At 66.0% G+C, this 25,039-nt stretch carries 23 protein-coding genes and 1 pseudogene; 15 read left to right on the top strand and 9 right to left on the bottom strand.

The window, feature by feature from the left end:
- Positions 1-135: 135 nt before the first annotated feature.
- Positions 136-1,242 carry an LPS export ABC transporter permease LptG gene (gene lptG, locus IFT58_RS17020; protein ID WP_192096275.1) on the bottom strand — a complete coding sequence of 369 codons (1,107 nt, stop codon included), beginning with the start codon at positions 1,240-1,242 and terminating at the stop codon, positions 136-138.
- Entirely contained in the window at positions 1,239-2,321 is a 1,083-nt protein-coding gene (gene lptF / locus IFT58_RS17015) for an LPS export ABC transporter permease LptF (protein ID WP_192096273.1), read from the bottom strand. The genes lptG and lptF overlap by 4 nt, the downstream gene beginning before the upstream one ends.
- Positions 2,322-2,424: 103 nt before the next feature.
- On the opposite strand from lptF, the gene IFT58_RS17010 reads away from it, so the two are divergent.
- The 3 genes from IFT58_RS17010 to IFT58_RS17000 all read left to right on the top strand — a co-directional run bounded on the left by IFT58_RS17010 (position 2,425) and on the right by IFT58_RS17000 (position 7,323).
- Complete coding sequence (locus IFT58_RS17010) at positions 2,425-3,903, top strand: leucyl aminopeptidase (protein WP_192096271.1); 1,479 nt, start codon at positions 2,425-2,427, stop codon at positions 3,901-3,903.
- Between the two features lie 87 nt (positions 3,904-3,990).
- A complete protein-coding gene (locus IFT58_RS17005) occupies positions 3,991-4,416 on the top strand; it encodes a DNA polymerase III subunit chi (protein ID WP_188326020.1) in 426 nt (141 codons plus the stop codon).
- A gap of 81 nt (positions 4,417-4,497) precedes the next feature.
- Positions 4,498-7,323 carry a valine--tRNA ligase gene (locus IFT58_RS17000; protein ID WP_192096269.1) on the top strand — a complete coding sequence of 942 codons (2,826 nt, stop codon included), beginning with the start codon at positions 4,498-4,500 and terminating at the stop codon, positions 7,321-7,323.
- 191 nt (positions 7,324-7,514) lie between these two features.
- Here IFT58_RS17000 and rimI read toward each other — a convergent pair whose 3' ends face one another.
- Genes rimI through pssA form a run of 3 tightly spaced genes read right to left on the bottom strand, consistent with a single transcriptional unit; the run spans position 7,515 to position 9,315 of the window.
- Positions 7,515-8,012 (bottom strand): ribosomal protein S18-alanine N-acetyltransferase, encoded by a 498-nt coding sequence (rimI, locus tag IFT58_RS16995; protein ID WP_192081145.1) that lies wholly within the window; start codon positions 8,010-8,012, stop codon positions 7,515-7,517.
- Positions 8,009-8,485, bottom strand: coding sequence for a hypothetical protein (locus IFT58_RS16990; RefSeq protein WP_192096282.1), 477 nt, complete (start codon positions 8,483-8,485; stop codon positions 8,009-8,011). Before IFT58_RS16990 ends, rimI begins: the two co-directional genes overlap by 4 nt.
- 53 nt (positions 8,486-8,538) lie before the next feature.
- Positions 8,539-9,315 (bottom strand): CDP-diacylglycerol--serine O-phosphatidyltransferase, encoded by a 777-nt coding sequence (gene pssA / locus IFT58_RS16985; RefSeq protein WP_188326016.1) that lies wholly within the window; start codon positions 9,313-9,315, stop codon positions 8,539-8,541.
- Positions 9,316-9,395: 80 nt separating this feature from the next.
- Between pssA and IFT58_RS16980 the strand changes: the two genes are divergently transcribed.
- From IFT58_RS16980 to IFT58_RS16970, 3 genes and pseudogenes are all read left to right on the top strand, one after another.
- Positions 9,396-9,773 (top strand): DUF4124 domain-containing protein, encoded by a 378-nt coding sequence (locus IFT58_RS16980; protein WP_188326015.1) that lies wholly within the window; start codon positions 9,396-9,398, stop codon positions 9,771-9,773.
- A gap of 71 nt (positions 9,774-9,844) precedes the next feature.
- The gene (locus tag IFT58_RS16975) at positions 9,845-11,536 is read left to right on the top strand and encodes a proline--tRNA ligase (RefSeq protein ID WP_192096265.1); all 1,692 of its coding nucleotides are present in this window, start codon (positions 9,845-9,847) and stop codon (positions 11,534-11,536) included.
- 147 nt (positions 11,537-11,683) lie between these two features.
- Positions 11,684-12,052 (top strand): annotated as a pseudogene (locus IFT58_RS16970) (H-NS histone family protein); the annotation flags it as partial.
- A 269-nt stretch (positions 12,053-12,321) separates the two neighbouring features.
- Here IFT58_RS16970 and IFT58_RS16965 read toward each other — a convergent pair.
- Entirely contained in the window at positions 12,322-13,581 is a 1,260-nt protein-coding gene (locus IFT58_RS16965; protein WP_188326012.1) for a threonine/serine exporter family protein, read from the bottom strand.
- Between the two features lie 94 nt (positions 13,582-13,675).
- Here IFT58_RS16965 and IFT58_RS16960 point away from each other — a divergent pair, with 94 nt between their 5' ends.
- The 4 genes from IFT58_RS16960 to IFT58_RS16945 are packed head-to-tail and all read left to right on the top strand — an operon-like array spanning position 13,676 to position 17,237.
- Entirely contained in the window at positions 13,676-14,797 is a 1,122-nt protein-coding gene (locus IFT58_RS16960) for an MlaE family lipid ABC transporter permease subunit (protein ID WP_188326011.1), read from the top strand.
- Positions 14,798-14,808: 11 nt separating this feature from the next.
- Entirely contained in the window at positions 14,809-15,633 is an 825-nt protein-coding gene (locus IFT58_RS16955; RefSeq protein ID WP_192096280.1) for an ABC transporter ATP-binding protein, read from the top strand.
- Between the two features lie 3 nt (positions 15,634-15,636).
- Complete coding sequence (locus IFT58_RS16950; RefSeq protein WP_188326010.1) at positions 15,637-16,563, top strand: MlaD family protein; 927 nt, start codon at positions 15,637-15,639, stop codon at positions 16,561-16,563.
- Positions 16,564-16,568: 5 nt separating this feature from the next.
- Positions 16,569-17,237, top strand: coding sequence for an ABC-type transport auxiliary lipoprotein family protein (locus IFT58_RS16945; RefSeq protein WP_192081143.1), 669 nt, complete (start codon positions 16,569-16,571; stop codon positions 17,235-17,237).
- On the opposite strand, the gene IFT58_RS16940 is transcribed toward IFT58_RS16945, so the two are convergent.
- The 3 genes from IFT58_RS16940 to IFT58_RS16930 are packed head-to-tail and all read right to left on the bottom strand — an operon-like array spanning position 17,206 to position 19,182.
- Positions 17,206-17,811, bottom strand: coding sequence for an alpha-ketoglutarate-dependent dioxygenase AlkB (locus IFT58_RS16940; RefSeq protein WP_192081142.1), 606 nt, complete (start codon positions 17,809-17,811; stop codon positions 17,206-17,208). The two genes, IFT58_RS16945 and IFT58_RS16940, sit on opposite strands and share 32 nt — an antisense overlap.
- A gap of 5 nt (positions 17,812-17,816) precedes the next feature.
- On the bottom strand, positions 17,817-18,449 hold the full coding sequence (locus IFT58_RS16935; RefSeq protein WP_192096263.1) for a CoA transferase subunit B: 633 nt from the start codon (positions 18,447-18,449) through the stop codon (positions 17,817-17,819).
- Position 18,450: 1 nt separating this feature from the next.
- Complete coding sequence (locus tag IFT58_RS16930) at positions 18,451-19,182, bottom strand: CoA transferase subunit A (RefSeq protein ID WP_192081140.1); 732 nt, start codon at positions 19,180-19,182, stop codon at positions 18,451-18,453.
- On the opposite strand from IFT58_RS16930, the gene IFT58_RS16925 reads away from it, so the two are divergent.
- The 5 genes from IFT58_RS16925 to IFT58_RS16910 all read left to right on the top strand — a co-directional run bounded on the left by IFT58_RS16925 (position 19,181) and on the right by IFT58_RS16910 (position 25,013).
- Positions 19,181-19,372: a hypothetical protein gene (locus tag IFT58_RS16925; protein WP_192096261.1), complete on the top strand. Its 192-nt coding sequence runs from the start codon at positions 19,181-19,183 to the stop codon at positions 19,370-19,372. The genes IFT58_RS16930 and IFT58_RS16925 overlap by 2 nt on opposite strands.
- Positions 19,353-19,832 carry an SWIM zinc finger family protein gene (locus tag IFT58_RS18870; RefSeq protein WP_249405738.1) on the top strand — a complete coding sequence of 160 codons (480 nt, stop codon included), beginning with the start codon at positions 19,353-19,355 and terminating at the stop codon, positions 19,830-19,832. The genes IFT58_RS16925 and IFT58_RS18870 overlap by 20 nt, the downstream gene beginning before the upstream one ends.
- Entirely contained in the window at positions 19,714-22,146 is a 2,433-nt protein-coding gene (locus tag IFT58_RS16920) for a DEAD/DEAH box helicase (RefSeq protein ID WP_249405737.1), read from the top strand. Before IFT58_RS18870 ends, IFT58_RS16920 begins: the two co-directional genes overlap by 119 nt.
- Positions 22,147-22,241: 95 nt before the next feature.
- Positions 22,242-23,588: a phosphomannomutase gene (locus IFT58_RS16915; protein ID WP_192096260.1), complete on the top strand. Its 1,347-nt coding sequence runs from the start codon at positions 22,242-22,244 to the stop codon at positions 23,586-23,588.
- A gap of 21 nt (positions 23,589-23,609) precedes the next feature.
- Positions 23,610-25,013: a mannose-1-phosphate guanylyltransferase/mannose-6-phosphate isomerase gene (locus IFT58_RS16910; protein ID WP_192081137.1), complete on the top strand. Its 1,404-nt coding sequence runs from the start codon at positions 23,610-23,612 to the stop codon at positions 25,011-25,013.
- The last annotated feature ends 26 nt before the right edge of the window (positions 25,014-25,039 follow it).

The following is a 25,039-nucleotide window of genomic DNA, read 5'->3' as shown; positions in this document are numbered from 1 at the left end:
AGGCCCGCATGGATGCGGCTGTTGCCGTCCCCCGCAAACCCACCCCGCCCCACCCCCAAGCAGTCCTGCAGCCGTTGCCGTTGCTGTTGCCGTTGCTTCGGCAGGTGCCGGGCGCAGCCCGGCAAGCAAACAACCTCAGCCCGACTTGCGCCGGAACAGCATCGCGGAAATGCCCAGCATCAGGATCGGTGGCAACGCGTAGGCGACCCGGTAATCAAACTTCAGCGCGCCGGCCATGCGGCCGAAGAACAGCTGCAGCAGCCAGAAACCCAAAGCGAACAGGATCCCGAGGAACAACCGCTTGCCCATGCCACCGCTGCGCAGCGAACCGAACGCAAACGGTACAGCCGCCAGGCACAGCGCCAGCACGTTCACCGGATAGAACCAGCGGCTCCAGTACACATCCTCGTAATCGCGCGCATCCAGCCCGTTGCGTTCCCGGTATTCGATGCTGGTACGCAGGTCGGCCGCGCGCAGGTTGCGCGGACGCGAAATGCCGGTCGCCAGTGCGGCGGCATCCAACTGCGAATCCCATTTCTCCCGCGGTACTTCTTCGCGCTGCAACGACCGATCACCGAAGACGTCGCGGCGTACCTGGGTCAGCACCCAACCGGAGGCATCATGCTCGGCGGTGGCCGCATGGGTCAGCGACACGATCTCGCCTTCCGGACCGATGCGGTACATGCGGACATCGTGCAGCACCAACCGCGTGCCACCACCCTCGACCAGCTGCTCCTCGCCGCCCTGCGCGTTGAGGAACGTGTCGCCCTCCCGCGCCCAGACGCCGGCGTAGCGGGCGACCGACATGTCACCGCCACGCTTGGCACTCATGCGGATGTTGTCCGCACGCTCCTGCGCCCACGGCGCCAGCGTCTCGCCACTGAGCACCATCGCACCGGTGAGCAGCGACAAGGCCACCGCGACCGAAAGGCTGAGACGACGACGCGACAGGCCGAGCGCCCGCAGAGCAGTCAACTCGGACGTGGCGGCCAGCTGGCCCAGCCCCATCAGCGAGCCGATCACCGCCGCGGTCGGGAAGAACGTATAGGCGCGCCGCGGCACGGTATACAGCACCCACGCGGCGGCATGGCCCAGGGTGTAGCCGTTCTTGCCGACGTCCTTGAACTCGCCGGAGAACGCCATCACCACGTCCAGCCCTATCAGCACCGCCCAGGTGAGCAGCACGGTGCCGAACACCGCACGCCCCAGGTAATAATCGAAACGCATCGGGCGCGGGATCATGCGGACACTCTCTTCGGGCGTGACAGGCGTCCGTCACGCAGGTACATCCAGATCGCCAGCGCCAGTAGCGGCAGGGTCAGCCACCACAGGCCAAGCCCATTGGGAATCTTGCCATCGGCTATCCAACCGGTGCCGATGAACATCAGGTTCATGCCCACCATGTAGGCCAGGAACGCCAGCATCATCCGCCCGTAGCGCTGCTGCCGCGGTGAGCTGCGGGCCAGCGGCACGGTCATCAGCGCGAACGCCAGGGCGATCAGCGGCGGGGCGATGCGCGAGTGCAGCTGGGCCTTGGCGGCCGGCCGCTCATCGCCGATCAGCTGGCTGGTCGGCAACAGTTCGGGATCATTCGACTGGCGGGTCTGCGCCCCATCGGGCATCGCCACGTCGTTGCGGGCGAACGTGGCCAGCCGGTATCCCTTTCCTCCGTCGGCCGGCCCCTCGATCTGGTGACCATCGTTCAGCTGCAGGTAGCGCCGTTCCTTGCCTTCGAAGTACAGCCGACCACTCGCGGCCGACACCACTTCAACCCGACCCTCACGGGCGCGGTTGATGAACACCCGCCCCAGCGTGGTGCCGTCGGGCGAGATCGAGGACAGGTACACCACCCCGCCGTTGGACAGGTTGGTGAAACGGCCCGCCTCCAGCCCGGCCATCAGCACGCTGCGGTTGGCGTCATCGATCATCTGCTCGCCGGTACGGTCGGCCCAGGGGCCCAGCCACAACGAACACGCGCCGATGATGCCCACCACCGGCAGCACCAGCATCAGCAGGGGCTTGAGCAGCCGCTGCGGACCGACGCCGATGGCGGTGATGACGGCCATCTCCGAATCGCGGTATAGCCGGGCCACCGCCAGCAGCAGGCCCAGCATCAGCGCCAGTGGCAGGATCAGCGGCATGTAGACGATGAACTGCAGGCCCAGCTGGGAAAACAGCAGGCGGGCCGGCAGGCGGCCATCGGCGATGTTGCCGAGGATATCCACCAGTACACCGCCCACGCTGACAACCAGCAGGACGATCAGGGTGGCCAGGAAACTCTGGACGAAATCGCCCAATAGGTATCGGTCGAGCTTCAACATGGGCCGTGGTTTAAACTCTCAGGTTCGTTCGCGGGTCCGCCCAGTCTAACGGCTGGACGTAAACGGTCCGCGATTGTACGGATTTGCCTACGGAATCTGATCAATGGCCCTCGAATTCACCCTGAACCACTCCTCGCCCACCTCCGCTGCGGTGGACTGCGTGGTCATCGGCGCCTATGCCGACCATACCCTGTCGCCCACCGCACAGGCGCTTGACGCTGCCAGTGGCGGTCGCCTGGCAGCCCTTGCCCAGCGCGGCGACCTGTCCGGCAAGACCGGCGCCACCACCCTGCTGCACGACCTGCCGGGCGTCACTGCGCCGCGCGTGCTGGTGGTCGGCCTCGGCGAGGCGGCCCGCTTCGGCGTGCCGCAGTACCTGAAGGCCATCGGCGACGCGGTGCGCGCGCTGAAGACCGGCGCCAGCCGCAGTGCGCTGTTCACCCTGGTCGATCTGCCGGTGAAAGACCGCGACGCCGCCTGGGCGATCCGCCAGGCCATCATCGCGGCTGATCACGCCAGCTACCGCTATACCGCCACCTTCGGCAAGAAGAAGGCCGAAGAGGCCGGCCTGCAGCAGCTGGCCATCGCCGGCAGCGACGAAACGGCCCTGCTGCAGGGCCGTGCCATCGCCAGCGGCGTGGAGTTCGCCCGTGAGCTGGGCAACCTGCCGCCGAACTTCTGCAACCCCGCCCATCTGGCTGACGTGGCAGTGAAGTTCGCCGGTGAGCACGACGGTGCCGAGGCCGAGATCCTGGACGAGACGCAGATGGAAGCGCTCGGCATGGGCTCGCTGCTGGCCGTGGCCCGCGGCTCGGCCAACCGGCCCAGGCTGGTGGTGCTGAAGTGGAACAACGGCGGCGATGCCAAGCCCTACGTGCTGGTCGGCAAGGGCATCACCTTCGATACCGGTGGCGTCAACCTGAAGACCCAGGGCGGCATCGAAGAAATGAAGTTCGACATGTGCGGTGGCGCCAACGTCATCGGCACCTTCGTCGCCACGGTGAAGGCGCAGCTGCCGCTGAACCTGGTGGTGGTGGTGCCGGCGGTCGAAAACGCCATCGACGGCAACGCCTACCGCCCGTCCGACGTCATCACCTCGATGTCGGGCAAGACCATCGAAGTCGGCAACACCGACGCCGAAGGTCGCCTGATCCTGTGCGACGCGCTGACCTACGCGCAGCGCTTCGAGCCGCAGGCGCTGGTCGATGTGGCCACCCTGACCGGTGCCTGCCTCGTCGCCCTGGGCCATCAGACCGCTGGCCTGATGACCAAGCACGACGACCTGGCCAACGAGCTGCTGGCCGCCGGTGAGCATGTGTTCGACCGCGCCTGGCGCCTGCCGTTGTGGGATGAATACCAGCCGATGCTGGATTCCAGCTTTGCCGACGTCTACAACATTGGCGGACGCTGGGCCGGTGCGATCACCGCTGGCTGCTTCCTGGCGCGCTTTACCGAAGGCCAGCGCTGGGCCCACCTGGACATCGCCGGCGTCGCCAGCGATGAAGGCAAGCGCGGCATGGCCACCGGCCGCCCGGTCGGCCTGCTGAGCCAGTGGCTGCTGGACCAGGCGGCCCGCGCCTGATCCACTGTTGTCTCTGTGGCCGGCCCTGTGCCGGCCATGACATCGCCCGGCCCGTGCCGGGCCTTCGCCTGCCACCCGGATGCCGCCATGCCCCGCGCTGATTTCTACCTGATCGCCAAGCCCCGCTTCCTGACCGAGCCCCTGCGCCTGGTCTGCGAGCTGGCGCGCAAGGCCAACGACGCCGGGCTGTTCACCCTGGTACTGGCGCGTGACCAGGCCCAGGCCGAAGAACTGGACGAGCTGCTGTGGTCCTTCGATGCCGAGGCCTACATCCCGCACCAGATCGCCGGCGAAGACATGGACGAAGAAGAAGCGCTGGTGCTGATCGCGGTGCCCGGTGGCGAAGAGCCGGTGCGCCCGCTGGTGATCAACCTGCGCGATACGCCGTGGATGGGCGAATGCGACCGTGTGCTGGAAGTGGTTCCGGCCGATCCGGACGCGCGTGAGCCCCTGCGCGAGCGGTGGCGGCAGTACAAGGACGCCGGTTACGAGCTGTCCAAGCACGATATGTAAACCGGGCACCGGCCCGGCGCTGCCCTTGATGCGCCGGCCGCTCGCCCTGATCCTCCCCCGAACATCTTCTGGTTGCCCCGCATGACCCGACTCGACTCCAGCTACGACCCGACGTCCTTTGAAAAGGACACCTACGATGCCTGGGAAAAGGCTGGCCACTTCAAGCCGTCGGGCAAGGGCGAGCCGTACACCATCCTGTTGCCGCCGCCGAACGTCACCGGCACGCTGCACATGGGCCACGCCTTCCAGCAGACCCTGATGGATGCCCTGGTGCGCTACCACCGCATGCGCGGCTACGACACGCTGTGGCAGGTGGGTACCGACCATGCGGGCATCGCCACCGAGATGGTGGTCAGCCGCAACCTGGCGCAGGAAGGCAAGGGTGAAACCCGTGACTCGCTGGGTCGCGAAGGCTTCATCGGCAAAGTGTGGGAGTGGAAGCAGCAGTCCGGTGACACCATCGAACGGCAGATGCGCCGCCTGGGCACGTCCGCCGACTGGTCACGCAGCACCTTCACCATGGACCCGCAGCCGTCGCAGGCGGTGATCGAAGCCTTCGTGCGCTGGCACGAACAGGGACTGATCTACCGCGGACAGCGTCTGGTCAACTGGGATCCGGTGCTGAAGACCGCCATCTCCGATCTTGAAGTGGAGAGCGCCGAGGAAGACGGTTTCCTCTGGTCGATCGCCTACAAGCTCGACGACGGGCTGACCTACGAGCACGTCGAACGCGACGCCGATGGCGTCGAAACCCTGCGCGAAACCCGCGATTACCTGGTGGTCGCCACCACGCGTCCGGAAACGCTGCTGGGCGACACCGCGGTGATGGTGCACCCCGAAGACGCGCGTTACCTGCACCTGATCGGTCGCAGCGTCACCCTGCCGCTGACCGGCCGCAGCGTGCCGGTGATCGGCGATGACTACGTGGACCGCGCGTTCGGTACCGGCGTGGTCAAGGTCACGCCGGCGCACGATTTCAACGATTACCAGGTCGGCCTGCGCCACAACCTGCCGATGATCAATCTGTTCACCCCGGTGGCCGCGATCAACGAGAACGCACCGGAACGCTTCCGCGGACTGGATCGCTACGACGCGCGCAAGGCCGTGCTGGGCGAACTGGAAGACCTGGCGATCCTGGTCGAGACCAAGGCGCACAAACTGCAGGTACCGCGTGGCGACCGCACCAACCAGGTGATCGAGCCGTACCTGACCGACCAGTGGTTCGTGAAGATGGACGAACTGGCGCGGCGTGGCCTGGAGCTTGTGGAGAGCGGTGCGATCGGCTTCGTGCCGCCGAACTGGATCAACACCTACCGCCACTGGATGACCAACATCCAGGACTGGTGCATCAGCCGCCAGCTCTGGTGGGGCCACCGCATCCCGGCGTGGTTCGACGACGCCGGCGCCTGCTACGTGGGCCGCGATGAAGCAGAAGTGCGTGCGGCGAATGGGCTGGGCGCCGACGTGGCACTGCACCAGGAAAGCGATGTGCTGGAGACCTGGTTCTCCTCGCAGCTGTGGCCATTCTCCACGCTGGGCTGGCCGAACGAACAGGCGATGGCCGAGCGCGGCTTTGACCGCTACCTGCCGTCGTCGGTGCTGGTCACCGGCTTCGACATCATCTTCTTCTGGGTGGCCCGCATGATCATGGCCACCGACAACCTGACCGGCAAGGTGCCGTTCAAGGACGTCTACTTCACCGGCCTGATCCGCGACGGCCAGGGCCAGAAGATGTCCAAGTCCAAGGGCAACGTGCTGGACCCGCTGGACATCATCGACGGCATTTCCATCGACGACCTGGTAGCCAAGCGTACCGGTGGCCTGATGCAGCCGAAGATGATCGAGAAGATCGGCAAGGCCACGCGCAAGGAATTCCCGGAGGGTATCGCCGCCCACGGCGCCGATGCACTGCGCTTCACCATCGCCGCGTTGGCGACCCACGGCCGCGACATCAAGTTCGACATGAACCGTGCCGAGGGCTACAAGAACTTCTGCAACAAGCTGTGGAACGCCAGCCGCTTCGCCCTGATGAACACCGAAGGCGCCTCGTTCTCCGGTGCGCCCAAGCCGCGCACCGATGCCGAGCGCTGGATCCTCGCACGCCTGGCTGCCACCACCGCAGAAGCGCATGGCCACTTCGCGGCCTACCGTTTCGATCTGCTGGCGCAGTGCCTGTACGAGTTCGCCTGGAATGAATTCTGCGATTGGTTCCTGGAGCTGAGCAAGCCGGCATTGAACGGTGCCGACATCGCGGATGCAGACAGCACCCGCCACACCGTGCTGTACGTACTCGAAGCGCTGCTGCGCTTGCTGCACCCGTTGACGCCGTTCATCACCGAACAACTGTGGCAGCAGGTCGCGCCGCGCCTGGGCATCGCCGGGGATTCGTTGTCCCTGCGCCCCTACCCCACGGCGGATGAGTTCGCGGGTGATTTCGCCCAGGCCGAGGCCGATGTGGAATGGCTGAAGGCCGTCATCAGCGCCGTGCGCCGCGTGCGCAGCGAGCTCAACGTCGCACCGTCGAAGCTGGTGCCGCTGCGGCTGCAGGCCGGGCTGGAACAGGACCGTGTGCGCATCGAACGTTTCGCCGCGTCGTTGTCCTTCCTGCTGAAACTGGAGACCATCCAGTGGCTGGCTGCCGATGAATCGGCCCCGCCTGCAGCGGCGGCCATCGTCGGCGGGCTGAAGCTGCTGGTGCCGTTGGAAGGTCTGGTGGACCTGGATGCGGAGCGCGCGCGCCTGGACAAGGAACTTGTGCGCGTGCAGGCCGAGAAAGAAAAGAGCGAAGTGAAGCTGTCGAAATTCACCGACAAGGTGCCCGCTGCGGTGGTCGAACAGGAGCGTGTGCGCCTGGTCGAATGGGCCACGCAGCTGGCCGGGCTGCAGGAGCAGCGCGCCAAGCTGTAAGGCGCTGGCGGCGTGACGGCCGCTGGCCGTCACGCGGCCTCGGGTGGGCCGCTGCGCTCGCCGTGCATGGCTCGGCGCGGCGATTGACCGTGGTAGAGCCGACTTCAGTCGGCTGGTAGTCAACGTCAGCCGACTGAAGTCGGCTTTACCGGTCGGCTCTACCAACCGGCTCCATTCTCCGACCCTGCCTGTTACAACGGCGGCATCGTGTCGATGTCATCGGCCACTATCTCGATGGCCATCACCAGCGCGTCTTCGCGCCCCTCTGCGGCGGGGTAATAACGCGGGCGCCGACCGATCTCGTTGAAGCCTTCGCTGTGGTACAGCGCCAGCGCCGGTGCGTTGGACGGCCGCACTTCCAGAAACACGCGGCGCACGCCGCGGTCGCGCGCCAGGCCGACGATGGCCCGCAGCAGCAAGCGCCCCCGGCCACCGGTCTGGCTCAATGGATCCACACAGATGTTCAGCAGGTGCGCCTCGTCGGCGGCGATGCTCAACAGCGCATAGCCCATCAGCAACCCATCCTCCTCCAACGCCAGCCCCGGATAGCCGGCGCGCAGGCAGTCCAGGAAGATGCCGCGCGTCCACGGGTAGGGGTAGCCCCGCACCTCGATCGCCATGACCGCATTGAGATCACTCTCGCGCAGCGCACGCAGGCTGGCGCGTCCGGGGTTGAGCAACGCGCTCATGCGACCGGCTTCCGGCGCAGAGCGCGCAACTGCGGCCACAGCGCGCGCTTGGCCGCCGCATTGCCGCGCAGGGTGTCCAGCGGCCAGCTTTCCATCAAGGCCTGCGTCGCCGGGTCGTTGGGATTGCAGCCGGAGGCACGCAGCAGCGCCATCTGCAGGCGATCAGGCAGGCGTACGGCGGGCTGGCGGGGCTTGCCGGCCACGCTCCCGGGCGCGATGGGTTCTTGCGCTACCTGAGCAACCGGAGCAGCCGGTCGGGGCCGCGGCGGTGGGCGTGGCTTGCCATCGGCAGATTCGTCCGTTGGCGCGGGCGGTGCACGCCGGGGCGGCGCCGCCATGGGCGCCACGCTGATGCGGACGGCGTCGTCGGACAGCTGCGGCGGTCGTGGACCGTCGCTGACGTCGGCATGGGTAGCGGCAACAGCCTCCAATGCCACGGCCAGTGCACTGTCGTGCAGCACCGTGTAACCCATCGCCTGCAGCCAGGCTTGCTGGGCAGGCGTCCACACGGCCGACGCGCCCCCGCTCACGCTGCGTCCGAACGCTTGCGCAGGCGCTGCAGGGCCCACATCACCGGACCTGACAGCGCGTAAATGATGCCGACCGCAAACAATACGCGGGGCAGGTCGATCACCGCGATTGCGATGCCGATCGGCAACAGCGCAAGTACCAGGAACGGCACACGGTCAGCACGGGGGCCCTTCGCGCCACCGCCCTTGAAGCTCCAGAAGCGGATGCGGCTGACCATCAGCAGAGCCGCGACCAGCGTCACGCCCAAGGCAACGTAACGCAGCTGATCGCCACTCCAGCCGAGCTGCCCATCGGCAAATGCCCAGACAAACGACATCATCAGGCCCGCCGCAGCCGGGCTGGCGAGGCCGACGAACCAGCGCTTGTCGACCACGGCCACCTGGGTATTGAAGCGTGCCAGCCGCAGCGCTGCGCATGCGGCGTACAGGAAGGCGACCGCCCAGCCGACCCGCCCCAGCAGTTCCCCGTCGAACTTCAACGACGACAGCGACCAGTGGTACATCACCAGCGCGGGTGCCATGCCGAAACTGACAAGGTCGGCCAGCGAATCGTATTGGACGCCGAACTCACTGCTGGTACCGGTGAGCCGGGCGACCCGGCCATCCAGCCCATCCATGATCGCCGCGACGAACACCGCGATGCTGGCGTAGACGAAATCACCGTTGGCGGCGGCGATGATGGCGTAGAAGCCAGCAAACAGGCCCGCCGTGGTGAACAGATTGGGCAGCAGGTAGATGCTGCGCGAGCGGGGCGGGGGGGTAATGGGATCCATGCCCCGAGTTTAATCGACTTGCCAGCCGACGGCGGCAGTGCTGCAATCACGCTTTCCCGCCAGCCCGGCCCGGAGTCGTCATGCGTACCCTGATCTGCTTGAGTTTCCTGCTGCTGGCCACGTCCCCCGCCCTGGCTGGCCAGGTCTATAAATGGAAGGATGCCAACGGGGTAACCCAGTATTCGGAGAATCCGCCGCCGGGCAAGAAGTTTGAAACCCGTCAGATCACCGGCGATCCCGGAAGCCGTGTGCCCGCCAGCGCTGCACCGGCGGAAACCCCGGTTGCCCCGCAGTGCGCCACGGCGCGCGCGAACCTGGCCCTGCTCGATGGCAGCGGCGCGGTCATGCAGGACACCGACGGCGATGGCAAGGCGGACAGCCCGCTGGACGATACCCAGCGCCAGAACCAACGCGCCCTCGCCGAAGCCGCCGCAAAGGCCTACTGTCCGCAGGCCTGAGCACGGGCCGATCCCCACGGCAGGCGCCGGGCTGGCAGAATAACGGCTTCCGCCGTTAGATGATGCCGACGATGCGCCTGTCCCAGTTCCACCTGCACACCACCAAGGAAACCCCCAGCGACGCCGAGCTGACCAGCCACCGGCTGATGCTGCGCGCGGGGATGATCCGCAAGCTCGCCTCCGGCCTGTACACCTGGTCGCCGCTGGGCCTGCGCGTGCTGCGCAAGGTCGAGCGCATCGTGCGCGAGGAAATGGATCGTGCCGGTGCGGTCGAACTGCAGATCCCCACCATCCAGCCGCGCGAGCTGTGGGAGGCCACCGGCCGCTGGGAAAAGTTCGGCCCGCAGCTGCTGAAGATCAAGGACCGCAAGGAGCAGGAGTTCTGCTACAGCCCCACCGCCGAGGAAGCGATCACCGATTTCGCGCGGCAGGAGCTGGCCAGCTACAAGCAGCTGCCGGTCAATTTCTATCAGGTGCAGACCAAGTTCCGCGATGAGATCCGCCCGCGTTTCGGCGTGATGCGCGCGCGCGAGTTTCTGATGAAGGATGCCTATTCCTTCCATCTGCATGACGCCGACCTGGTGCGCGAGTACGAGAACATGAAGGCGGCCTACACCCGCATCTTCACCCGACTCGGACTGGATTTCCGCATGGTGCAGGCCGACTCCGGCGCCATCGGGGGCGACGCGTCGCAGGAGTTCCACGTCATCGCCGATTCCGGCGAGGACGCGCTGGTGTTCTCTACCGGCTCGGACTACGCCGCCAACATGGAAGCCGCCATCGCGGCCGAACCTGCTGCACGCGCAGCGGCGAGCGAGTCCCTGCGCAAAGTGGAAACGCCCACGCAGAAAACCTGCGAAGACGTGGCTGCGCTGCTGGGCCTCCCCTTGCAGCGCACGGTGAAGTCGGTGGCGTTGATGACCGCCGAAGGCTTCGTGCTGGCCCTGGTCCGTGGCGACCACGAGGTCAATGAAATCAAACTGTCCAAGGTCGCCGGGCTGGCCGACCAGCGGTTCGCCAGCGAAGCGGAGATCGCCGATTACCTCGGCAGCATTCCCGGTTTCCTGGGGCCGGTGGCGCCGAGCAAAGGCATCCGCGTCATCGCCGATCCGGAAGTCGCTGCACTGGCCGATTTCGTCGTCGGGGCCAACGAGGCCGGCTTCCATCTGGCCGGCGTCAACTGGGGACGTGACCTGCCGGAGCCGGAGATCGCCGATATCCGCAATGTGCGCGCCGGTGACCGCGCACGCGACGGCGGCGAGCTGAAAATCGCCCGCGGCATCGAAGTGGGCCATGTATTCCAGCTGGGTCGCCAGTACGCCCAGGCATTGAATGCCACGGTGCTGGATGAGAATGGCAAGGCCGCGGCGATGACGATGGGCTGCTACGGCATTGGTATCTCGCGGATCGTCGCTGCGGCGATCGAGCAGAATCACGACGACGCCGGCATCATCTGGTCCGAGGCGATGGCGCCGTGGCAGGTAGTGGTCTGCGTGATCAATCCGAAGGGCGACGAGACCGTCGCGGCGGCGGCAGGCGAACTGCTGGAAAGCCTGCGCGGGGCCGGCTTGGACGCGGCGCTCGATGACCGCGGCCTGCGTCCCGGCGCGATGTTCGCGGACATGGAACTGATCGGCGTGCCGCATCGCATCGTCGTATCCGAACGCGGCCTGGCTGCCGGCACTTACGAATATCGCGCGCGCCGCGCGAGCGAGGCCGAGAGCCTGGATCGCGACAGCCTGATGCGCAAACTGCTGGGTTAATGATGAAAGGCCGGGATTATCCCGGCCTTTTCATTTTCCCATCGCCCCCGCCGATTCACGATTTTGTTTGTGCTTGCCGGAAATGCGCATTACTCTTGGGCCCGAGCCACGGACTGGCAGACCCTTCCCTATTATCTGGAGCACTGCATGAGTATTGATCTGACCGGTCTGTCGGCACGCGAACTTGGCGCACTGATCCGCACCGCCAAGAAGCAGCAGACCATCGTCGCCAAGCGCCGCCCGATCACCAAGGTGCGCGCACAGCTGGAAAAGCTGGCGAAGGTTGAGGGCTACAGCATCGAAGAACTGTTCGGTGGCGCTCCCGCCCCGCGCGCCCGCAAGGCCGCGACCAAGGCCCCGTCGAAAACCGCCGGCCGCAAGCTGGGCAAGGTGGCACCGAAGTACCGCAACCCGGCCAACACCAAGGAAACCTGGACCGGCCGTGGCAAGCAGCCGCGCTGGTTGGCCGAGCTGACGAGCAAGGGCAAGAAGGTCGAGGAATACCTGATCAAGAAAGCCTGAAAAGGCCGACCGATCTGAAAAAACGCCGGCTGCAAAGCCGGCGTTTTTTTATGCCCCATCTCTCTTTCATACGCGGCCTGGCAGTCACCGGATCGTGTCCGAGGGCCGGGCGGGGGGCTGTGCGGGGCCTTGAGCGGCAGGAGCCGCGAAGAGCTACATGGACGTACTTGCGCGTGCCCCGCATAGGCTCCCCGCCCGGCCCTGCCCCGGACAGCTAACGAACAAGCTGCCAGCCGCGAGGGGGCCCAGCCCGTTCGCCACCGTTACAACGTCTTGCGCGCCGGTATCAGCAGATTGCCGAACAACAGTCCCGCCACCAGCGCCATCACCACGTTGAGCACCGTCAGGAACACCCCCTGTCCCGCCCCCACGTCCTGCTGCTGCACCAAGGTCAGCACCCCGCGCAGACTGGTGCTGCCGGGCACCATCATGATGATGCCCGGCAGGCGGATGATCGCCCCCGGCCGCTGCACCACGCGACCAAACAGATTGCCCGCCGCAGTGAGCAGCATCGCCGACAGGAAGATACCCGCAGGCGCACCCCACGCATGACCGGCGAACTTGGAGATCGCATAACCCGCCACGCAGGCCGCCAGCACCCACGGGAAGTCCCGACGGCTGGCCTTGAACAGCATGGCGAAGGCGATCGCAGCGATCAGCAGCGCACTCCATTCCACCCATGCCCCCTGCGGACGCGACGCGCGTACCACCGGATCCAGGCCGATCACGTCAGCCAGCGTCACCGCGATCATCGCGCCGACGGTGAGCTTCATGATCGTGGTCAGTGCACCGGCCACCCGCGCCGTGCCGGACACCCAATGTTGGCTGGCCAGTTCATTGACCGCGTTGGTCAGCGACATACCCGGCAACAGGATCACCAATGACGCGATCACCACCGTGTTGAGGTTCAACGCACCCACGTAGGTCGCCACCAGCGTCGCCACCAGGCCCGCCAGCAGTGCCGCCAAGGCCTCGCTCGCTTCCTTGGTTGCCGCGCGCTGGCTGGTCCAGCGGCCCAGCAGGCCGATCAGCAGACCGATCACGCCAGCGGTCGCGATATCCAGCCAAGGCAGTTTCCAAAGACCCGCCACGCCGGCCGCGCCCAGGCTGTAGGACAGCACTTCCTTGATCTTGCCGCGCATGCCGGGATCGGCATCGAGCTGGCGCAGCGCGGTGTGCCCTTGCGCCAGGCTCATGCGCCCATTGGCGACATCCTCGGCGATCCGGTCGGCGACGCTGAGTTTATGCAGATCGTTCTCGCCCGGTGCCAGGCGGATCACCCGGGTGATGTCACTGGAACCGATGGCCTTGGCCGGGTCGCTGAAACTGAGGATGATGCCGGTCGGGTTCGACCACGGCTCACAATCCAGCCCCAGCTGCTGCGCCAACGCCACCACGGCCGCCTCCAGGCGCTGCGCCGTCGTTCCATAGCTGTGCAGGCGTCCGGCGATTTCGCAGACGAAGGCCACCCGCTGCGCATAGGTGGCCGGGGGCGAGGTGATGGGAGAGGCGTCGACAGGCATGCGCGGTAGTATCACCCAGCCCCGCCCCGTGCAGAAGGACATTCGGACAGGACCTACGCTGCATGCGACATGCACACGCTATGCTGCATCCTTGATGCCGACCATGACCACCGACACCGCACCCCAGATCGAAATCGACGCCGACCAGCCCGGCAGCATCCGCTTGTCCGGACGCTGGACGCTGCATACGGCGCTGCAGTCGGCCGAGGTCCTGCGCGACCTGCCCCAACCGCTGACCCGTATCGATGCCACCGGCATCGACCAGTTGGACTCGGCCGGCGTGCTGCAACTGCTGCGGGTCGCGCACCGCGCTGACCTGCAGCCCGATGCCGTGCAGTTCCGCGAGGACCATCAAGCCCTGGTCAGCACCATCGAAGAGGTGGCCGACGACCGGCCCAAGAAGAAACGCGATCTCGGCGTACTGGCCGCACTGGAACGTCTGGGCCGCAGCATGCACGCTACCGGACAGAACATCGTCGCGCTGGCCAGCTTCCTCGGTGAAAGCCTGGTCAAGGGCGCCCGGCTGGTCAAGGAACCGCGTCGATTCCGGCTGACCGCTACCGTGCACCAGATGGAACAGGTCGGCCTGGACGCCGTCCCGCTGGTGGCGCTGCTCTCCTATCTGGTCGGCGCGGTGATCGCCTTCCTCGGCTCGACGATCCTGCGTGACTTCGGCGCGGAGATCTACGTGGTGGAGCTGGTCAGCATCGCCTTCCTGCGTGAGTTCGCGGTACTGCTGACCGCCATCGTCCTCGCCGGCCGCACCGCCAGCGCGTTCACCGCGCAGATCGGCGCGATGAAGGCACGCGAGGAAATCGATGCGATGCGCACGCTCGGCCTGGACCCGATGGACCTGCTGGTGCTGCCGCGCATCGTGGCCCTGCTCATTACACTGCCGCTGCTGACCTTCATCGCGATGATCGCTGGCTTGGCGGGCGGTATCACCGTGGGTGCCTTCGACCTGGATATCCCGCCGCAGATGTACATCGCGCGCATGTACGACACGATGGAAGTACGCAACATGCTGGTCGGCCTGTCCAAGGCCCCCGTGTTCGCCTTGGTGATCGGCCTGATCGGCTGCCTGGAAGGCCTTAAAGTCGAAGGCACCGCGCAGTCCGTCGGGGAGCGCACGACATCCAGCGTGGTCCAGGCCATTTCGCTGGTGATCATCCTCGACGCCTTTGCGGCGCTGTGGTTCATGCAGGTGGGCTGGTGACCGTGGACGAATTGAACGCTACTCCCGCTCCCGCTGGCGACGAACGCAGCGGCGATGAGGGCAACCTTGCGATACGCGTGCGCGGGCTGGTGAATCGCTTCGGCACGCAGACTGTGCACGAAGACCTGGACCTCGACGTGCGTCGCGGCGAGATCCTGGGCGTGGTCGGCGGCTCGGGCACGGGTAAATCTGTGCTGATGCGCTCGATCCTGGGCCTGCGTACACCGGACGAAGGGCAGATCGAAGTATTGGGACGGGATGCGCGCGGCGGTGATGCCGACAGCCGCCTGCACATCCAGCGCAACACCGGTGTGCTGTTCCAGGATGGCGCGTTGTTCTCGTCGCTGACCGTGGGCGAGAACGTGCAGGTGCCGCTTAAAGAGCACCACCGCGAATTGCCGGAGCGCTGGCACTACGAGCTGGCCCTGCTGAAAGTGAAACTGGCCGGCCTGCCGGCGGATGCGATCAACAAGCTGCCATCGCAGTTGTCCGGTGGCATGCGCAAACGTGCCGGCCTGGCACGTGCGCTTGCACTGGACCCGCCGCTGCTGTTCCTGGACGAACCCACCGCCGGACTCGACCCGATCGGCGCGGCCGCGTTTGACCGCCTGATCAAGACCTTGCAGGAAGCGCTGGGCCTGACCGTATTCCTGATCACACACGATCTGGACACGTTGTATGCCATCTGTGACCGGGTGGCGGTGCTGGCGGACCGCAAGGTCGTGGCCAACGCACCGCTGGCCGAGATCGAAAAACTGGACCATCCGTGGATCCAGGAATATTTCCACGGACCTCGTGCGCGTGCCGCGCGCGGCGAACAGACCGAGAGTGCCTGAGTCATGGAAACAAAAGCCAACTACGTGCTGATCGGCGCGTTCACCCTGATCACCGGCCTGGCCCTGCTGGCCTTCGGCCTGTGGGCAGCCAAGTATTCGTCGGACCGGACCTGGCAGGAGTACCGCGTGGTCTTCCGTGAAGCGGTGACCGGCCTGACCGTCGGCAGCCCGGTGCAGTACAACGGCATCGCGGTGGGCTCGATCACCGAGCTCAGCCTGGTGCCGGATGATCCGCGCCAGGTGGTCGCCAAGATCCGCCTGAACTCCACCACCCCGGTAAAGACCGACACCCGCGCCAAGCTGGCCATCACCAGCCTGACCGGCCCGTCGATCATCCAGCTCAGTGGCGGCACTCCGCAGTCGCCGGCGCTGACCTCGGTGAACAAGGATCCGTACCCGATCATCCCGACCACGCCGTCGGCGCTGCAGAACATCACCGACGTGGCCAACCGGATCGTCGAGCGCATGGACCAGGTGCTCAGTGACCGCAACGTGGCCGCGATCAATGCCACGCTGGCCAACATCGAAACCATCAGCGGCGGCCTCGCCGACCGCGACCAGGGTACCCAGGCCCTGCTGCTCAGCGCGCGCAATGCCGCACGCAGCCTGGATGAAACCCTGAAGACCACCAACGGCACCATGAAGCGTCTGGACCAGAATCTGGTGCAGCAGCTGCCGGGCATCATCGACAAGCTGGACGCCACGATGACCAAGATGGATTCGGCGGCCGGCAATGCTGATTCGATCCTTGGAGAGAACCGCGCAGCGATCAACAGCTTTGCCAGCGATGGCTTGGGCCAGCTGGGCCCGACCCTGACCGAACTGCGCGGGCTGATCCGCGATCTGCGCCGGGTCAGCGACCGTCTTGAGAACAATCCCGCGCGCTACCTGCTCGGCCGCGACGCACCGAAGGAGTTCGAACCCGAATGAACCGCATGCCATCCCTGTCCCTGACGCGCCTGCTGCTGCCGGCCGCCCTGCTGGCCAGCCTGGCCGGTTGTTCGATCCTGGCGGGCGGCGATCGCAACGCCGTGACCATCTATGCGCCTGCCCTGCAGGTCAAGGTCGACCCTTCCTGGCCGACCGTGGCCTGGCAGCTGGTGCTGTCCAAGCCAAGCGCGACGCGCATGGTCGACAGCCCGCGCATCAACGTGCGGCCTACGCCGGCCGAGCTGGAAATCTACAGCGGTGCCACGTGGGCACAGCCGGCCACCGACATGATGGAGGACGCGCTGCTGCGCGGCTTTGAGGATTCCGGCCGCATTGCCGGCGTAGCCCGATCCGCCGCCGGCATCCGTGCCGATTACCGCCTCGCCACGGATATCCGCCGGTTTGAATCGGACTACCGGGGCCAGCCGACGCCGACGGTGCTGATCGAGATCAACACCAAGCTGATCCACGTCGTGGACCAGCGCGTGGTGGCCGACCGTACGTTCCGCCAGGAACAGCCGGTGGGCAGCACCGACGTGCCGGCCGTCGCGGCCGCATTCGAGCGCGGCATGAACGCGCTGACGGCGGAGGTGGTGGGCTGGGCGTTGACGACGGGGAAGCAGGATACGGACGCGGGCTTGCTCAGCCGGCCGGCTGGGCCTGTCGTGAGGTAATCAGGCGGAATGTCAGGTTTACCCGCTCCTCCTGCGAGCGGGTCGTCAGCGGTACGGCATGCTGGTAATACCGCTGGGTATCTCCTCCCATTACCAGCAGATCGCCGTGACCGAGCAGATACTCCGCCTTTCGCGCATGCTCTTCGCGTCGCCGCAGCAGGAAGCGTCGTGATGCACCCAGGCTCAGCGATGCGATCACCGGTGCATGCCCCAACTCCGGCTCATCATCACTGTGCCAGCCCATGCTGTCTGCACCGTTGCGGTACCGGTTCAGCAGCACGCTGTTGAAACGCGCATCCAGTGCATCCTGCAGCCGATCGCGCACCGGCCGCAGCAGGGCACTCCACGGGTGGGGCTGGAAGTCCGCGCCCGAATAGCGATAGCGGGCATCCGGATCGCCCATCCAGCAGCTCAACCGGGGCGAATCGACCCAGCGACCGAACATGCGGATGCGATGGACTTCCCACGGGATGTCGTGCAGCAGTGCGACCAGCAGTTCATGCGCCTGTGCCGACGGCAGCCACCCCGGAAGGTGGCGGACATCGGCATCGGGCAGGTCCTGTGGGAACAGCAAGGTCGTCAGGCGCGCTTGAACGGCGCGCCGGTCTTTTCAAGCAACTCGGCTTCTTCCACACCCGGCGCGGTTTCCACCAGCACCAGTCCGGCGTCGGTGACATCGAAGACTGCCAGGTCGGTGATGATGCGGTCGACCACGCCCACCCCGGTCAAAGGCAGCGAGCACGCCTTCAGGATCTTGTGCTCGCCGTTCTTCGCGGTGTGCTCCATCAGCACCACCACGCGCTGCACGCCAGCTACCAGGTCCATGGCGCCGCCCATGCCCTTGACCATCTTGCCGGGCACCATCCAGTTGGCCAGGTCGCCACTATCGGTCACCTGCATGGCGCCCAGGATGGCCAGGTTCACATGCCCGCCGCGGATCATCGCGAAGCTGTCGTCACTGCCGAAATAGCTGGCACCGGCGCGCGCGGTCACTGTCTGCTTGCCGGCATTGATCAGGTCCGGATCGATCTCGGCTTCTGTGGGGAACGGGCCGATCCCGAGCAGGCCATTCTCGGACTGCAACCAGACATCGACGCCCTCCGGAATATGATTGGCGACCAGGGTCGGCAGGCCGATTCCCAGGTTCACGTACGCACCGTCGGTCAGTTCGCGCGCCGCGCGGGCCGCCATTTCATCACGGGTCCAGGCCATGTCAGGTGTTCTCCGTACGGACGGTGCGCTGTTCGATGCGCTTTTCAGGATGCGCGTTGTGCACGATGCGATGCACGTAGATGCCGGGCAGGTGCACCTGGTCCGGATCGATGCTGCCCACCGGCACCACCTCCTCCACCTCGGCGATGCAGACCTTGCCGGCCATCGCGCACGCCGGATTGAAATTGCGCGCCGTGCGGCGGAACACCAGATTGCCGGCTTCGTCCGCCTTCCATGCCTTGATCAACGCCACGTCCGCACGCAGTGCGGTTTCCATCACGTAGTGGCGGCCATCAAACTCGCGGGTTTCCTTGCCCTCGGCCACTACCGTGCCGTAGCCGGTGGCGGTGAAGAAGGCCGGGATGCCCGCGCCACCGGCGCGCAGGCGCTCGGCCAGCGTGCCCTGCGGGTTGAACTCCAGCTCCAGCTCACCGGCCAGGAACTGCCGCTCGAACTCTTTGTTCTCGCCCACGTAGGATGAAATCATCTTGCGGATCTGCCGGGTGGCCAGCAGTTGCCCAAGGCCGAAACCGTCCACGCCGGCGTTGTTGGAGATCACTGTCAGGCCGGTGACGCCACTGTCCCTCAATGCGGCGATCAGGGCCTCGGGGATGCCGCACAGGCCGAAGCCGCCCACCGCAAGGGTCTGGCCGTCGGCGACCACGCCCTGCAGCGCAAGCGCCGCGCTGGCATGTCGTTTGTCACGCTTGCTGCCGGTACCGGGAGTATCCATGGCATTACTGTTCCGCACGGTAAGGATGACGGCATTCTACCGGCACCCCGGTGCACGGCTGGGGTGCGACGCAGCATTTGCCGCGATGGACACAGTTCGTAAACTGATGATCCCTGGCACGGTCTGCACATTGATGTGCGGCAAGGCGCCGACCTGCTGGAACCTTGCTGATGTCCGCCCTGTTCAATGAAGTTGATCTGTATCGCTGGCTCGACGACCGCACCATCACCAAGGCGATGGCCTATCTGGATCGGGTGCATGACCTGCGCACGGAAGGGGACATGCTGCGTGCTGAAGTAGAGGGAACGGAGACCCGGCCCTATCGCGTTGCCATCGACCTGCGGACCAGCCTGCGTCACCCACTCAGTCGCCTGCACGGTCGCTGCAGCTGTCCGGTGGGCGACAACTGCAAGCATGTGGCCGCGGTCATGATGCGGGCCCTGCACGGGCCCGAAGAAGAAAGCGAGGCGGCGTTGCCACAGGACGCGCAACCGGTGCGCGCCGAGCTGCTCACCCGCCTGTCGGAATGGCATGACCAGCACGCCGCGCGCACGGGATCTGCCGCCCCTGCTGCCCGACGAACATACGCTGACCGCGCAGCTGCTGCAGCAGCTGTACGCTGCCCTGCCCCTCCCGCCGGCTACAGCTGATGCGCTACCCATCGCCCAAGTGGACGGCATGATTCCGCACCTGATGCTGCATACCGAAGAACAGCAGCATGCGTGGGGTGCGCGCAGAGGGCAGGCGCAGCGCCTGGAGTTCGCCACCGTCTCCTTCGCCTACGGTGACCACTTCAAGCACCTGGATGATTCTTCGCGCTTCGTGCGCGGTACGGATGGAGCGATGGAGCTGCTGCCGCGCGACACGGCCGAGGAAGCCCGCCGCGAGAGCGAGCTTCGTCGCAGCGGGCTGCATCGCCATCCCCATTCCCCGGCCCTGCTCAGTGGGGCCGGCCCCCATTTCTTCCTGCGCTCCTACGACTGGGGCAGCTTCATGCTGCACGAGCTGCCCAAGCTGCAGGCGCTGGGATGGGTGATCACCGTACCGGAGGATTTCCGCCATCGGATCACCGTGGTGGACAGCGTGCTCTGGGATGTAGAGCTCGACGGCACAGCCGCGGGTTGGATGACGGTCGCACTGGACATCGAGGTAGATGGCCAGACGGTGGCACTCGCCCCGATGCTGGCGCAGCTGCTGCAGAGCGATCCGCGCTGGACGCGTGGGCCACTGGATGCGATCGACGATGACGAACGCATCCTGATTGCGTCCACCGACGCCGGTGCGCTGTCCTTCCAGGCCAAGCGGCTGAAGCCCGTCGTTGCGCTGCTCGGCGACCTGCTCGGCAAGGGGGCGGGACCGCTGCGGATTTCCGCGCGCGACAGGGGGCGTCTGCAGGCCCTGCAACAGTCCGGAAGCCTGCAGCTGCGCGGTGCCGTCGATACCCGCGCGATGGTGCAGCGGCTGCTGCAGGAACCCACGCCGCAGGCCGTTACGGCACCGGTCGGTCTGGCAGCCGCGTTGCGCCCCTATCAGCTGGATGGCCTGGCTTGGCTGCAGTACCTGCGCCAGCAGGAACTCGGCGGCATCCTGGCCGATGACATGGGCCTGGGCAAGACCCTGCAGACCCTCGCGCACGTACTGCTGGAGAAGGAGAGCGGGCGCCTTGACCGGCCTGCGCTGGTCGTGATGCCGACCTCGCTGCTGTTCAACTGGCAGGAAGAGGCCGCGCGCTTTGCACCCGGTCTGCGCGTGCTGGTCCTGCATGGCCCCGCGCGTGAGGCGCTGTTCGAACAGATTCCCGCCCATGACCTCGTGCTGACCACCTACCCGCTTGTCTGGCGGGATGAGGCCGCGCTGCAGGCGCATCCTTACCACCTGCTGATCCTCGACGAAGCCCAGCAGGTGAAGAATGCCAAGGCACGCGCGGCGATCACCCTGCGCACGCTGCAGAGCCGGCATCGGCTGTGTCTGACCGGCACGCCCTTGGAAAACCACCTGGGCGAGCTGTGGACCCACATCGATTTCGTGCTGCCAGGCCTGCTCGGCAGCGAGAAACTGTTCAACCAGCACTGGCGCCATCCAATCGAGCGCAGCGCTGACGCCCAGCGCGCCCAGTTGCTGGCGCAGCGGGTGCGTCCGTTCATCCTGCGCCGACGCAAGGACCAGGTCGCGACCGAACTGCCACCCAAGACCGTGATCACACGCCACGTGGCACTGGAAGGCAGCCAGCGTGACCTGTACGAGACCGTGCGCTCCGCCATGCAGGAAAAGGTGCGGGAGGCCGTCGCCGGCAAGGGCTTGGCGAAAAGCCACATCGTCGTGCTCGACGCACTGCTGAAGCTGCGTCAGGTCTGCTGCGATCCGCGCCTGCTGCCCGGTGACGCCGCGCCACGGACGCAGGGGTCAGCCAAGCTCGACCTGCTGATGACGCTGCTGCCGGAGATGGTGGAGGAAGGTCGGCGCATCCTGGTGTTCTCGCAGTTCACGCGCATGCTGGAGCTGATCGCGCAGGCCTTGGAGAAGAGTGACCTGGCATTTGTCACCCTGACCGGCGACACCCGTGACCGCGCCACTCCGGTGCGCCAGTTCATGCAGGGAGAGGTGCCGATCTTCCTGATCAGCCTCAAGGCAGGTGGTGTCGGCCTGAACCTGACCGCGGCCGATACGGTCATCCACTTCGACCCCTGGTGGAACCCGGCCGCCGAGAACCAGGCCAGCGACCGCGCCCATCGGATCGGCCAGGACAAGCCCGTCTTCGTCTACCGCCTGATCGCCGCTGGCAGCATCGAGGAACGGATCACCGAACTGCAGCAGCGTAAAGCGTCGCTGGCGGATTCGATCCTCGAAAACGGCAGCGCGTCGGGGCCCGGTTTCAGCGAGAGTGACCTGAATGCGTTGCTGGAGCCCTTACCGGGGGCACCGGCCAAAAAGGGCAAGGGGGCGCGGAAGGCCGCTCATGAATGACCCGCCTCCGAGCCGGTGCCGGGTGCCCATGACAACGGTTCGCCTACACATCGGCGTATAAACTACAGGGCTGGCCCCCCAAAGGAACTGACTCCATGCCCCTTCCCGCTTTCAAAGCCTATGACATCCGCGGCCGCGTGCCGGACGAACTCAACGAAGACCTCGCCCGCCGCATCGGCGTGGCGCTTGCGGACCAGCTGGACGCCGGGGCCGTGGTTGTCGGCCACGACGTGCGCCTGACCAGTGGTGCCCTGCAGGATGCACTGGTAGTGGGCCTGCGCGGCGCGGGTCGCGAGGTCATCGATATCGGGCTGTGCGGCACCGAAGAGGTGTACTTCCAGACCGACCACCTGCAGGCCGCCGGTGGCGTCATGGTCACCGCCAGCCATAACCCGATGGACTACAACGGCATGAAGCTGGTGCGCGAACACGCCCGTCCGATCAGCTCGGACACCGGCCTGTTTGCCATCTCCGACGCCGTGGCGGCCGACACCGCAGACGCACTGCCGCCGGTCGGTGGACAGAGCGAGCAGCACGACAAGAGCGCCTACATCCAGCACCTGCTGTCGTATGTGGATGTCGCCGCAATGAAACCATTGAAGCTGGTGGTCAACGCCGGCAACGGCGGCGCAGGCGCCATCGTCGACCTGCTGGCCCCGCACCTGCCGCTGGAGTTCATCCGCATCAACCATGAGCCGGATGGCAACTTCCCCAATGGCATTCCCAATCCGCTGCTGACGGAGAACCGCGCCGCCACCGCAGAAGCGGTGCGTGAACATGGCGCGGACTTCGGCATCGCGTGGGATGGCGATTTCGACCGCTGCTTCTTCTTCGACCATACCGGCCGTTTCATCGAAGGCTATTACCTGGTCGGCCTGCTGGCACAGGCGGCATTGAAGCGCCATCCGGGCGGCAAGGTCGTGCACGATCCGCGCCTGACCTGGAATACCGTCGAGATGGTCGAACAGGCCGGCGGCATTCCGGTCCTGTGCAAAAGCGGCCATGCCTTCATCAAGGAAAAAATGCGCGCCGAAGATGCGGTGTACGGCGGCGAAATGAGTGCGCACCATTATTTCCGCGAGTTCGCCTATGCCGACTCCGGCATGATCCCGTGGCTGCTGATTGCCGCACTCGTGTCGGAAAGCGGCAAGTCGCTGGCCGACTGGGTGGAGGACCGCATGGCCGCCTATCCCTGCAGCGGCGAGATCAACTTCAAGGTCGCTGATGCCAAGGTCGCGGTGGGCCGCGTGATGGAACACTTCGCTTCGCAAGCGCCTGCGCTGGACCACACCGACGGCATCAGCGCCGATTTCGGCGAATGGCGCTTCAACCTGCGCAGCTCCAATACCGAGCCGCTGCTGCGTCTGAACGTGGAGACGCGGGGCGATGCGGCGCTGCTCAAGGCACGCACCGATGAGATCGCTACGCTGCTGCAGCAGTAATCACCACTCAATGGAACTGAAATGAACACTATCCAGGCTGTCATCCTTTCCGGTGGATCCGGAACTCGCCTCTGGCCGCTGTCGCGCGAGGCCTACCCAAAGCAGTTCCTGCCGTTGGCCAGCGAGTTGACGATGCTGCAGGCGACGTGGAAGCGCGTCGCGGCAATCTCCACACGTGGTCCACTGATTGTTGCCAATGAGGAACATCGCTTCGTTGCCGCCGAGCAGTTGCAGCAGGTGGGTGCGCAACCTGCCGCGATCATCCTGGAGCCGCTGGGGCGCAATACCGCTCCCGCCATTGCGGTGGCGGCACTGGAGGCTACCCGCGATGGCGCCGATGCGCTGCTGCTCGTGCTGCCTTCGGATCACGTGATCAGTGATGAGGCCGCCTTCCTGCGCGCGGTCGAACATGCCGCCAGCGCAGCCGAGGCCGGCAAGCTGGTGACCTTCGGCATCGTGCCAACCGGGCCCGAGACCGGCTATGGCTACATCAAGGCGGCCGCCGGCGAAGGCGCCCGCGCGGTCGAGCGTTTCGTCGAGAAACCGGACCTCGCTACTGCGACCGACTATGTGGCCAGTGGCCAGTACTACTGGAACAGCGGCATGTTCCTGTTCAAGGCGTCGCGTTACCTGCAGGAGCTTGAACGTTTCCAGCCGGCAATGCTGGCCGGCAGTCGTGACGCGTGGGAGAAGTCGCGGCGCGAAGCAGACTTCACCCGGCTGGACAAAGAGGCCTTCGCGGCAGTGCCGTCAGATTCCATCGATTATGCGGTGATGGAAAAGACCGCCGACGCCGTGGTGGTGCCGCTGGACGCTGGCTGGAACGACGTCGGGTCATGGACCGCACTGCGCGATGTATCGCAGCAGGACGGCGACGGCAACGCGCACCAGGGCGATGTCATCGCGATCGACTGCCGCAACACGTACGCCTACGGCCAGCGCCTGGTGGCGATGGTCGGGCTGGACGATGTGATCGTGGTGGAGACCGACGATGCGGTACTGGTCGGCAAGGGCGACCGCATGCAGGAGGTCAAGGCGGTGGTTGCCCGACTGAAGGCCGAAGGACGCAGCGAAGCCACCTGGCACCGCAAGGTGTATCGGCCGTGGGGCGCTTACGATTCGATCGACAACGGCGCACGTTTCCAGGTCAAGCGCATCACGGTCAAGCCCGGTGGCACGCTCAGCCTGCAGATGCACCATCACCGCGCAGAGCATTGGATCGTTGTGAGTGGCACCGCCGAAGTCACGCGTGGCGAAGAAGTGCTGTTGCTGAGCGAGAACCAGAGCACCTACATCCCGCTGGGCGTGACGCACCGCCTGCGCAACCCGGGACGCCTGCCGCTGGAGTTGATCGAAGTGCAGTCCGGCAGCTACCTTGGCGAAGACGATATCGTGCGCTTCGAAGATACGTACGGTCGGCAGTAGCCGACCCTGCGTCCGCGCATTCCATC

The sequence above is a fragment of the Stenotrophomonas sp. CFBP 13718 genome (genome assembly GCF_014842145.1).
Classification (GTDB): Bacteria; Pseudomonadota; Gammaproteobacteria; order Xanthomonadales; family Xanthomonadaceae; genus Stenotrophomonas.
Note: the sequence above shows the minus strand (reverse complement) of the source record. Positions and strands in the feature narration are given on the sequence as shown.